We start from the raw sequence: 12213 nt of genomic DNA on the forward strand, positions 1-12213 counted from the left end.
AATCAAGTATTTTCATCGTTAGATGATGTTTTATGAATCGATTGATGCTTTGTATACAACTGTTTGGGTGTTGTATAGTCAAGCCTCACGAGCAATTAGTATTGGTCAGCTTCACATGTCACCATGCTTCCACATCCAACCTATCAACGTCGTAGTCTTCAACGGCTCTTTAGAGGACATAAAGTCCAAGGGAAATCTTATCTTGAGGTAGGCTTCCCGCTTAGATGCTTTCAGCGGTTATCCCTTCCGAACATAGCTACCCGGCGATGCGACTGGCGTCACAACCGGTACACCAGAGGTTCGTCCACTCTGGTCCTCTCGTACTAGGAGCAGATCCTCTCAAATTTCCAGCGCCCACGGTAGATAGGGACCGAACTGTCTCACGACGTTCTAAACCCAGCTCGCGTACCTCTTTAAATGGCGAACAGCCATACCCTTGGGACCTGCTTCAGCCCCAGGATGAGATGAGCCGACATCGAGGTGCCAAACACCGCCGTCGATATGAACTCTTGGGCGGTATCAGCCTGTTATCCCCAGAGTACCTTTTATCCGTTGAGCGATGGCCCTTCCATACAGAACCACCGGATCACTAAGACCTACTTTCGTACCTGCTCGACTTGTGGGTCTCGCAGTTAAGCGCGCTTTTGCCTTTATACTCTACGCGTGATTTCCGACCACGCTGAGCGCACCTTCGTACTCCTCCGTTACTCTTTAGGAGGAGACCGCCCCAGTCAAACTACCCACCAGACATGGTCCTCGTCCCGGATTACGGGACAGAGTTAGAACCTCAATATTACCAGGGTGGTATTTCAAGATTGGCTCCACCGAAACTAGCGTCTCGGTTTCAAAGCCTCCCACCTATCCTACACAAGTAAGATCAAAGTTCAATGTCAAGCTGCAGTAAAGGTTCACGGGGTCTTTCCGTCTAGCCGCGGGTACACCGCATCTTCACGGCGATTTCGATTTCACTGAGCCTCTGCTGGAGACAGCGCCCCCATCATTATGCCATTCGTGCAGGTCGGAACTTACCCGACAAGGAATTTCGCTACCTTAGGACCGTTATAGTTACGGCCGCCGTTTACTGGGGCTTCGATCAAGAGCTTCGCTTACGCTAACCCCATCAATTAACCTTCCAGCACCGGGCAGGCATCACACCCTATACGTCCACTTTCGTGTTTGCAGAGTGCTATGTTTTTAATAAACAGTTGCAGGGGCCTGGTTTCTGTGGCTGCCATCAGCTCAGGAAGCAAGTTCCATCACCGACAGCAGCGTACCTTCTCCCGAAGTTACGGTACCATTTTGCCTAGTTCCTTCAGCAGAGTTCTCTCAAGCGCTTTGGTCTACTCGACCTGACCACCTGTGTCGGTTTCGGGTACGATTCCTGTGTAACTGAAGCTTAGAGACTTTTCCTGGAAGCATAGTATCAGCCACTTTGCGAGTAAACTCGCTTGCTATCAGATCTCAGCATAGAGTACCCCGGATTTGCCTAAGATACATGCCTACATCCTTTCACCTGGACAACCAACGCCAGGCTGACTTAACTTTCTCCGTCCTCTCATCGCATTACACAGAAGTATTGGAATATTAACCAATTTCCCATCGACTACGCCTCTCGGCCTCGCCTTAGGGGTCGACTCACCCAGCCCCGATTAACGTTGGACTGGAACCCTTGGTCTTTCAGCGAACGGGTTTTTCACCCGTTTTGTCGTTACTCACGTCAGCATTCGCACTTCTGATACCTCCAGCAGACTTCTCAATCCACCTTCATCGGCTTACAGAACGCTCCCCTACCACGTATACAAAGTATACATCCGCAGCTTCGGCATATAGTTTTAGCCCCGTTACATCTTCCGCGCAGGCCGACTCGACTAGTGAGCTATTACGCTTTCTTTAAAGGGTGGCTGCTTCTAAGCCAACCTCCTAGCTGTCTATGCCTTCCCACATCGTTTCCCACTTAACTATAATTTTGGGGCCTTAGCTGGCGGTCTGGATTGTTTTCCTCTTGACTACGGACGTTAGCACCCGCAGTCTGTCTCCCGGATAGTACTCATTGGTATTCGGAGTTTGCATCGGTTTGGTAAGTCGGGATGACCCCCTAGCCGAAACAGTGCTCTACCCCCAATGGTATTCGTCCGAGGCGCTACCTAAATAGCTTTCGGGGAGAACCAGCTATCACCAAGTTTGATTAGCCTTTCACCCCTATCCACAAGTCATCCCCTGGCTTTTCAACGACAGTGGGTTCGGTCCTCCAGTTAGTGTTACCCAACCTTCAACCTGCTCATGGATAGATCACCTGGTTTCGGGTCTACACCCAGCAACTAAACGCCCTATTAAGACTCGGTTTCCCTACGGCTCCCCTATACGGTTAACCTTGCTACTGAATGTAAGTCGCTGACCCATTATACAAAAGGTACGCAGTCACCGAACAAGTCGGCTCCCACTGCTTGTATGCATGCGGTTTCAGGATCTATTTCACTCCCCTCACAGGGGTTCTTTTCGCCTTTCCCTCACGGTACTGGTTCACTATCGGTCAGTCAGGAGTATTTAGCCTTGGAGGATGGTCCCCCCATATTCAGACAAGGTTTCACGTGCCTCGCCCTACTCGTCATCATTATGTGTGCCCTTTCGTGTACAGGACTATCACCCACTACGGTTGCACTTCCCAGAGCATTCCACTAAAACACACATAACTTAATGGGCTGTTCCCCGTTCGCTCGCCGCTACTGAGGGAATCTCAATTGATTTCTTTTCCTAAGGGTACTGAGATGTTTCACTTCCCCTCGTTTGCCTTGCAACACTATGTATTCATGTTGCAATACCTACCTTATGGTAAGTGGGTTTCCCCATTCAGAAATCTCCGGATCACAGGATATTTGCCGCCTCCCCGGAGCTTATCGCAGGCTATTACGTCTTTCATCGCCTCTGACTGCCAAGGCATCCACCACATGCACTTAATTACTTGACTATACAACCCCAAACAGTCGTTTGTTCCTACAAGTAGAACAACCAACATTACAGTTTAGAGCTTTGTGAACTTAATCACTATACAGCTTCAATTAGATTCATATACCAAAACGCTTGATTCAGTTTAATCGCTAGTAACTCATTTCTTGTAATTACTTACTTGAAACGAGTATGAACAAATTATTTCAACTCAAATATATTCTGTTAATGATTAACTACTGCCTCGTCAGCACGTAGTAAACTGTGATAAATCACAGAGATTAATAACAATGCATTTTACAATGCTTTATCACTAAGCTCTATAAGCTATCCGGTTATTTGCTTATAACTTATCCGTAGGATAAGTGGTGGAGACTAGGAGAGTCGAACTCCTGACCTCCTGCGTGCAAAGCAGGCGCTCTACCAACTAAGCTAAGTCCCCAGCTTAAGATCTCAATATATCTTGTTTCTTTTCACTCAGAATCCTTGAACCCATACACTACGCACTCACTTTCGTTCGTTTGTCTTGCACTTCGCCTTAAAGTAGCACTTTAAGTCTTGTTCATGGTGGGTCTGACAAGACTTGAACTTGTGACCCCACGCTTATCAAGCGTGTGCTCTAACCAACTGAGCTACAGACCCTGAGAAAAATCAAAGCACTGCTTTTTTTTGCAAGACAAATAAGCTTCGCTTATGCGTAGTATCTGCTCACAAAGACAAATCAATTACTCTGTTTTATCTTTAAGATATATTGCATGAAGAACAACTTGTTGTGGATTCTTACCAATCGTCAATCTTTCGTTAAGGAGGTGATCCAGCCGCAGGTTCCCCTACGGCTACCTTGTTACGACTTCACCCCAGTCATCGGCCACACCGTGGTAAGCGTCCTCCTTACGGTTAGACTACCTACTTCTGGTGCAACAAACTCCCATGGTGTGACGGGCGGTGTGTACAAGGCCCGGGAACGTATTCACCGCGGCATTCTGATCCGCGATTACTAGCGATTCCGACTTCATGGAGTCGAGTTGCAGACTCCAATCCGGACTACGATCGGCTTTTTGAGATTAGCATCCTCTCGCGAGGTAGCAACCCTTTGTACCGACCATTGTAGCACGTGTGTAGCCCTGGTCGTAAGGGCCATGATGACTTGACGTCGTCCCCGCCTTCCTCCAGTTTGTCACTGGCAGTATCCTTAAAGTTCCCACCCGAAGTGCTGGCAAATAAGGAAAAGGGTTGCGCTCGTTGCGGGACTTAACCCAACATCTCACGACACGAGCTGACGACAGCCATGCAGCACCTGTATGTAAGTTCCCGAAGGCACCAATCCATCTCTGGAAAGTTCTTACTATGTCAAGACCAGGTAAGGTTCTTCGCGTTGCATCGAATTAAACCACATGCTCCACCGCTTGTGCGGGCCCCCGTCAATTCATTTGAGTTTTAGTCTTGCGACCGTACTCCCAGGCGGTCTACTTATCGCGTTAGCTGCGCCACTAAAGCCTCAAAGGCCCCAACGGCTAGTAGACATCGTTTACGGCATGGACTACCAGGGTATCTAATCCTGTTTGCTCCCCATGCTTTCGTACCTCAGCGTCAGTATTAGGCCAGATGGCTGCCTTCGCCATCGGTATTCCTCCAGATCTCTACGCATTTCACCGCTACACCTGGAATTCTACCATCCTCTCCCATACTCTAGCTTCCCAGTATCGAATGCAATTCCCAAGTTAAGCTCGGGGATTTCACATCCGACTTAAAAAGCCGCCTACGCACGCTTTACGCCCAGTAAATCCGATTAACGCTCGCACCCTCTGTATTACCGCGGCTGCTGGCACAGAGTTAGCCGGTGCTTATTCTGCGAGTAACGTCCAGTACTCTTGGGTATTAACCAAGGTACCCTCCTCCTCGCTTAAAGTGCTTTACAACCAAAAGGCCTTCTTCACACACGCGGCATGGCTGGATCAGGGTTCCCCCATTGTCCAATATTCCCCACTGCTGCCTCCCGTAGGAGTCTGGGCCGTGTCTCAGTCCCAGTGTGGCGGATCATCCTCTCAGACCCGCTACAGATCGTCGCCTTGGTAGGCCTTTACCCCACCAACTAGCTAATCTGACTTAGGCTCATCTATTAGCGCAAGGTCACAAGTGATCCCCTGCTTTCTCCCGTAGGACGTATGCGGTATTAGCATCCCTTTCGGAATGTTGTCCCCCACTAATAGGCAGATTCCTAAGTATTACTCACCCGTCCGCCGCTAGGTCCAGTAGCAAGCTACCTTTCCCCGCTCGACTTGCATGTGTTAAGCCTGCCGCCAGCGTTCAATCTGAGCCATGATCAAACTCTTCAGTTAAAATCATTTTGTAGCTTTAATCTAAGCTACTAAATCTGGCTCATCAATTTTCTGACAAATTCTCTCAAATAAACTTCGAGTAATTTAAACCAATCAATCAATGATAATATTTCGATCAATCAATCAGTAAAAATCCACACAAGTTGTTCTTCATAATTTCTTAATGATCTTCTTAGTATCTCGTCAATACTAAGCTTTGAACTTCAATAAACTAAACAACTTAGCACTTCGTGCTAACTTCGTTTCCGTCTATCTCGTCGGTATGGGGTGCATTCTAGAGCATTTACATTTCTTTGCAACCCCTATTTTTAATATTTGTGAACAGGTGCTCTATTTTTCACCAAAAAATAAGGAAAATATATATATTTAGACGTTTTTTATACAATTTAGCGCTATTTTAAGTCAAATAATGAAATTTCATAGGTTAAATACAGTATTAACGTTGAAGATAAATCCTCAAGTCCTGTTGATCTATCAATTTAAACTGACTGGCTTATATCGTATGATTGGCGCTTATTGCAACAATGGGCAATGAATCACTATGCAATCATAAAAAAATTAACACTTAACACCATCATAAATAAAATAGATCACCACGGATAAAATATCATCCAGTCGTATATCGCATTGTTATGTTTAGAACAACAGTACTGGAACTGTGTGAATTAAACAAAGCGTTATAGCGCACTTAAATTGATGATGTAAAATCAGTATTTTTATCAAGCATATATTAAGGTCATTTAATTTAAACAAAAAAAAGAAAGAGATCTCTCCCAAAATCTCTCTCTTGTAGCTGAATCCTCTAGCGATTCATGGTTTTATTATAATTATTATTCCTCTTATTAATATTTCGATAATTAATTAATCTACAACAGTCAAAATGGTTTTTTGAACGATCATCTTAGATCAATATATTTTCTCATATGGCCCTAAGCTTAATCTACGTTTATTTATAATTGCAATAGCAAAAAGTAAATTTAAGTACTTTTTTTATAAGGTATTTTTGAAGATGCTTATTTAATTTTCAAATATCAAACCAAAGTATGATAAAAGCAGGCCAAGGCCTGCTTTTATTTTAAAACTATCATGCAATTCAGCATAAATGATCGTATAACACTCAATATTTTATAATATATGAATGGTGTGATCTTTAAGATCACACTATAGTGCTTCAATCTCGTTATAGATTTCTATTAATCTATAAATGTTACTTTCGCAATTGCTTTTTTACTTGCCTGAACAATTAAAGTAACTTTCTCTTTAACAGAAAAAGATGCATCAACAGCTTGCCAATTTACTTTGACTGCACCGCGCCCTACCGCATCTTTTGCTTGTGCTGCATTTTTAGTTAATCCGGCTGCACGTAGAATCGATGCAATAAAAATTTCACCTTGATATTCAGCCAGTGAAATCGTAACTTCAGGGGTACCTTCAGGTAATTCACCTTCAGTAATTAAATTACCAGCACCTTTATGGGCATTTTCTGCAGCATCACGGCCATGAAAACGCTCTACCAATTCTAAAGCCAGAATACGTTTTACCTCTTGAGGATTACGACCTGCAGCAATTTCTGTCAACAAAATTTGAATTTCATCAACAGATTTAAAACTCAATAAATCAAAATAACGTTCAATCAAAGCATCAGGCATTGATAATACTTTTTGATACATTGCTCCTGGTGCATCAAATACACCAATATAGTTACCTAAAGATTTAGACATTTTTTGAACACCGTCCAAACCTTCTAAAATAGGTACCGTAATACATACCTGCGCTTCTTGATCATAACGACCTTGTAATGTACGCCCCATTAACAAGTTAAAAGTTTGATCAGTCCCGCCCAGTTCAACATCTGCCTCTAAAGCAATCGAATCATATCCTTGTACTAAAGGATACAAAAATTCATGAATCGCAATTGGCTGATGATTATGATAACGCTTGGTAAAATCATCACGCTCCAACATACGAGCAACAGTCTGTTGTGATGCCAATTGAATTAAATCAGCAGCAGTTTTATTGGCAAACCACTCAGAGTTAAATACAACCTTGGTTTTGTTTGGATCAAGAATTTTGAATACTTGCTCTTGATAGGTCTTGGCATTTTCCAATACTTGTTCACGTGATAATGGTGGACGTGTTGCGCTTTTACCTGTTGGGTCACCAATCATGGCAGTATAGTCACCAATCAAGAAATAGACCTCATGACCTAAATCTTGAAATACTTTAAGTTTATTAATTAAAACCGTATGACCTAAATGCAGATCGGGTGCAGTAGGATCAAAGCCTGCTTTAATTTTTAATGGACGATTCTGTTTGAGTTTTTTTAATAAATCCTCTTCAGAAATAATTTCATGAGTGCCTCGTTGAATGAGGGCAAGTTGTTCTTCAGCCGGCAGGAAATTTGACATTACAAAATCCAAATACATCAGTTATCCAATTTGTACGATATACTAACACTTTTTCAGCATATTGCAGGCTTAAGAATAATCATGACAGCAATCTATATTGGGGTAATGACCGGCACAAGTATGGATGGTGTTGATATTGTTGCAGCTTCTTTTGACCCATTACAGCTTCATGCCACCTTAACTTTACCATTTGATCCAGATTTAAGAGATGAATTAATGGCATTAACGTTACCAGGTGATAATGAAATTGATCGCATGGGAAAAGTTGATGTTGCTTTAGCAAAAATGATTGGCAACGGTATTAATAACTTAATTGAAAAAAATAATATCGATAGAAAAATGATTAAGGCAATTGGTTCTCATGGTCAAACAATTCGGCATCGTCCAGAGTATGACTTTACATTACAAATTGGTGATCCAAATATTATTACAGAACTGACCAAACTACCGGTTATTTCAGATTTTCGACGTCGGGACATGGCTGCTGGTGGTCAAGGTGCACCTTTAGTACCAGCCTTTCATCAAGCAATTTTTCAACATCAACATATCCATCGTGTAATTTTAAATCTTGGCGGTATTGCCAATGTCAGTTTACTTCCCGCAGGTCAGCCAGAACAAGTATCAGGTTTTGATACAGGCCCAGCCAATATCCTGATGGATGGCTGGTGCCACCGCTATACAGGACAGCCTTATGATGAAAATGGCAATTGGGCAGCATATGGCACTCCCATTCGTAATCTTCTCGATCGTCTGCAAAATCATGATTTTTTTGCCAAAGAACCGCCAAAAAGTACAGGACGTGAAGATTTTAATTTAGAGTGGTTAGATGAGCAAATTGCCGATTGGCGTAATGATCTTGATTATAACGAACTTGAAGATACACCTGAAAATATCCAGGCGACCTTATTAAAACTCACCACCCGTGCAATAAAAAAAGCCATCTACCGTTCAGGTATGACCACAGGTGAAGTTTATGTATGTGGCGGTGGAGCCTATAACTCTCATTTACTTGAACAATTACGCTGGCGTTTACGTAAACACGAATGGACGGTGCAAAGTACTGCAGATTTAGGACTTAGTCCAACTTGGGTGGAAGCAACCGCATTTGCTTGGTTAGCTATGCGCTTTATACAGCAATTAACGGGTAATCTACCTGCCGTGACCGGTGCGCAGGGTTACCGTATTTTAGGCACGATCACCGCAGTATAATCAAAAATGCCAGTCTTAGACTGGCGATATTTTTAGCACAGCGAACTATTTTATATTTAAATCGAGAATGAAGAGCCACAACCGCATGTTGTGGTTGCATTTGGATTTTGTACGATAAAACGCGAACCTTCCAATCCTTCAATATAATCGACAACAGAACCAACCAAATATTGATAACTCAATGAGTCAACTAACATTTTAACATCACCATTGATAAATTCAGCATCATCTTCATTTTGACTTTCTGCAAAATTAAAGCCATAAGAAAAGCCCGAACATCCTCCACCAGTCACATAAACGCGTAGCATTAAATCGTGGTTACCTTCACTGTCACGCAATTGGCGTACTTTTTTGGCAGCGTTGTCAGTCATCACAAGAGCTGGAGCATTCATGTCGGCATTCCTCAGTACAATGGAGTCTTAAATCAATCATAAAAGACAATATATAAGTATAACATACCCAATATAAGGCCATTTATTACAATTCAAAGTTAAACTTGACTAATTTTATCAGATTTTTACCTGATCAAGTACAATGTGATAAATAATTGAACCCGATGGGTTGTATTTAATTTTATCATTTTCATCATTAATAAAATATTCAGTGCAGACGATCGAAAAAGTGTGATCACATTTTTGCTTTAAGCAATACATCATTTAGAATGAAGCAACTTTTTTATTAGATTTGATAACACCATGATTCAGCTCGATCAAGTTTCTTTACGCCGTGGTGGTCGTGTTTTATTTCAAAAAGCATCTATGCAAATTCATCCTGGTTGGAAAGTTGGTCTAACTGGTGTTAATGGTGCAGGTAAATCAACCTTATTTGCCGCTTTACTTGGTGCTTTAACGCCAGACGAAGGCTATTTACATCGCCCTCAAGTCTGGACTATTGCCCATATGGCACAAGAAATAGAAGCATTAAACATGTCTGCTCTAGATTTTGTGCTATCTGGTGATGAGGAATATTGGGCAATTCAGGCACAACTCAATCATGCTGATCAGCTGAGTGATGATCAATTGGCACAGTTACATGGTCGTTTTGATGAAATTCATGGATATACCGCACCATCTAAAGCAGCACAACTGATGGCAGGTTTAGGCTTTATGGAGCATCAAAATCAACACGCGGTATCCAGTTTCTCTGGTGGATGGCGCATGCGCTTAAATCTAGCACGAACGCTCATGAGCCGTTCAGATTTATTACTACTTGATGAGCCTACCAACCATTTAGACTTAGATGCAATTCTATGGCTAGAGGACTGGTTAAAAGCCTATTCTGGAACATTGATTTTGATTTCGCATGATCGTGATTTTCTAGATGCAATTACTGATCATATTTTACATATTGAAAATCAAGAGTTAACGCTCTATACAGGTCATTATTCAACTTTTGAAACGACACGTAGTGAACGTTTGGCACAGCAACAACAGGCGTATGAAAAACAACAAGAAACACGTGCACATTTACAAAAATTTATTGATCGCTTTAAAGCCAAAGCCACTAAGGCTCGCCAAGCTCAAAGCCGTATTAAAATGTTGGAGCGTATGCAAGATCTTGCACCTGCACATGTAGACACGCCCTTTACCTTTAGTTTTCGTGAACCTTCTAAAATGAGTTCACCATTATTAAGTTTAGAAAATGCAACGATTGGTTATCCTCAGAAAGTTATTGCACATCAAGTCAATTTACAAATTACCCCCAATACACGTATTGGTTTATTAGGAATGAATGGTGCGGGTAAATCCACACTCATTAAAAGTCTTGTTGGCGATTTAGACTTACTGGGAGGGCAAAGAAACGCCTCTGAATTACTGAATATTGGTTATTTTGCTCAGCATCAAATGGATGCACTCGATAATCAAGCCAGTCCAATGTTACAACTCTCTCGAATTGCTGATCGCAAAATTAGCGAAGCGACATTACGTTCATTTTTAGGTAGTTTTGGCTTTAATGGCGAACGTATGGATACACCATGTGATCGTTTTTCAGGTGGAGAGCGTGCTCGTTTGGCATTGGCATTAATTGTTTGGCAGCGCCCAAATGTACTGATTCTGGATGAACCCACCAACCATTTAGATTTAGATATGCGCCATGCATTAACCATGGCATTAACAGATTATCAAGGTGCTGTAGTACTGGTATCACATGAGCGTCAACTGATTGCGAGTGTTTGTGATGAACTATTTCTCGTACATGGTGGTCAATGCCAAGAGTTTGAAGGGGATTTAGTTGACTATGCACAGTGGTTACGTCAAGCACGTCTAGAAATGATTAGACAAGGTGGATTAAATGAAACATTACCAACAGATCTTCCTACTGAAAAAATCGCAACTGTAAAAATAGATAAAGATGCTCAACGTAAACAAGCAGCACAGCGACGAGAACAAACACGTCCTATTCGTAAGCATATTGAAAAATGTGAAACACAAATGAATAAATTACAGTCTAGATTGGCTGAAATTGATTTATTATTGGCAGATACAGCCTTATATGATGCCAATAACAAAGATGCTTTACTCAAACTGATGAGTGAACAAACAGAATGTAAAACTGCATTGGCAGATGTGGAAGAAAAAATGCTAGAACTGATGATGGAGCTTGAGCTTTTAGAAGCGTCTTTTGATGCCTAAGTCATAGACAATACTGTTCCAAATGGTGGTCATGCTGTATGACCACCATCTCTCTATTGACTGACGATCGAATACCCTCAATATTGAAGTGCTTCATTTCAACAGATCACTGTCTGACGGCTTTAAAAAACGAAGTTCTGATATTTTCCATCCTTGTTCATATAACCAAGATTCTCGAATTAAGCGCGCCCCTTCTTTTAAGCCAACTAAAATATGGCATAGGGTTCCATCTCGATTAAAATTAAACTCTTCAAACATAATATCTGGATTACGTGGTTTCCAAACACCATTTTGTACGGCATGGGCAATACGATCATATCGGGTATAGTTGGCTTCAACCCGACCCTCTTGTTCATAAATTACTTTAAAGCTACGATGTTCATAGTGTGCCAGAACCTCATAATTACCAGTAAAAAATGCATTTTCCCAAATATCTCGACTTTGTTGTAATTCTAGTTCCACGATATATACCCAGCATATAATGATATTACTTGATCATTATCATAGGTAATAAATAAGTCAATTTTATAAAAGTATCTGAAGTGAAATTTTAAACTTTAAAAATCAGCATAATATTACAAACTATCAATCTTTTAATATTAGAAAATTAAACTTTAATGATCAATATAGAACAAAATAAAGTGATATCACGCTATGTTGTTTATCTATTATCGCGATATT

At 41.7% G+C, this 12213-nt stretch carries 5 protein-coding genes, 2 tRNA genes and 2 rRNA genes; 2 read left to right on the forward strand and 7 right to left on the reverse strand.

Annotated features, from left to right (window positions below; genetic code table 11):
* Positions 1 to 74 precede the first annotated feature (74 nt).
* The 5 genes from QSG86_RS04370 to tyrS form a co-directional block, all read right to left on the reverse strand.
* Positions 75 to 2965, reverse strand: a 23S ribosomal RNA gene (locus QSG86_RS04370).
* A gap of 344 nt (positions 2966 to 3309) precedes the next feature.
* Positions 3310 to 3385 (reverse strand) — tRNA-Ala (locus QSG86_RS04375).
* Positions 3386 to 3508: 123 nt separating this feature from the next.
* Positions 3509 to 3585 (reverse strand) — tRNA-Ile (locus tag QSG86_RS04380).
* Positions 3586 to 3745: 160 nt separating this feature from the next.
* Positions 3746 to 5282, reverse strand: a 16S ribosomal RNA gene (locus QSG86_RS04385).
* Together the 16S and 23S rRNA genes with 2 tRNA genes alongside form the textbook arrangement of a ribosomal RNA operon.
* A gap of 1193 nt (positions 5283 to 6475) precedes the next feature.
* Entirely contained in the window at positions 6476 to 7708 is a 1233-nt protein-coding gene (gene tyrS / locus QSG86_RS04390) for a tyrosine--tRNA ligase (RefSeq protein WP_317030374.1), read from the reverse strand.
* 63 nt (positions 7709 to 7771) lie between these two features.
* Between tyrS and QSG86_RS04395 the strand changes: the two genes are divergently transcribed.
* Positions 7772 to 8899: an anhydro-N-acetylmuramic acid kinase gene (locus QSG86_RS04395; protein ID WP_317030375.1), complete on the forward strand. Its 1128-nt coding sequence runs from the start codon at positions 7772 to 7774 to the stop codon at positions 8897 to 8899.
* A gap of 56 nt (positions 8900 to 8955) precedes the next feature.
* Here the strand turns inward: QSG86_RS04395 and erpA are convergent, their stop codons facing one another.
* Positions 8956 to 9291 carry an iron-sulfur cluster insertion protein ErpA gene (gene erpA / locus QSG86_RS04400; protein WP_317030376.1) on the reverse strand — a complete coding sequence of 112 codons (336 nt, stop codon included), beginning with the start codon at positions 9289 to 9291 and terminating at the stop codon, positions 8956 to 8958.
* Between the two features lie 303 nt (positions 9292 to 9594).
* On the opposite strand from erpA, the gene QSG86_RS04405 reads away from it, so the two are divergent.
* Positions 9595 to 11532 carry an ATP-binding cassette domain-containing protein gene (locus tag QSG86_RS04405; RefSeq protein ID WP_317030377.1) on the forward strand — a complete coding sequence of 646 codons (1938 nt, stop codon included), beginning with the start codon at positions 9595 to 9597 and terminating at the stop codon, positions 11530 to 11532.
* Between the two features lie 93 nt (positions 11533 to 11625).
* Here the strand turns inward: QSG86_RS04405 and QSG86_RS04410 are convergent, their stop codons facing one another.
* Entirely contained in the window at positions 11626 to 11997 is a 372-nt protein-coding gene (locus tag QSG86_RS04410; protein ID WP_317032669.1) for a hypothetical protein, read from the reverse strand.
* Between the last annotated feature and the right edge of the window lie 216 nt (positions 11998 to 12213).

The sequence above is a fragment of the Acinetobacter sp. SAAs474 genome, from assembly GCF_032823475.1.
Lineage (GTDB): Bacteria > Pseudomonadota > Gammaproteobacteria > Pseudomonadales > Moraxellaceae > Acinetobacter.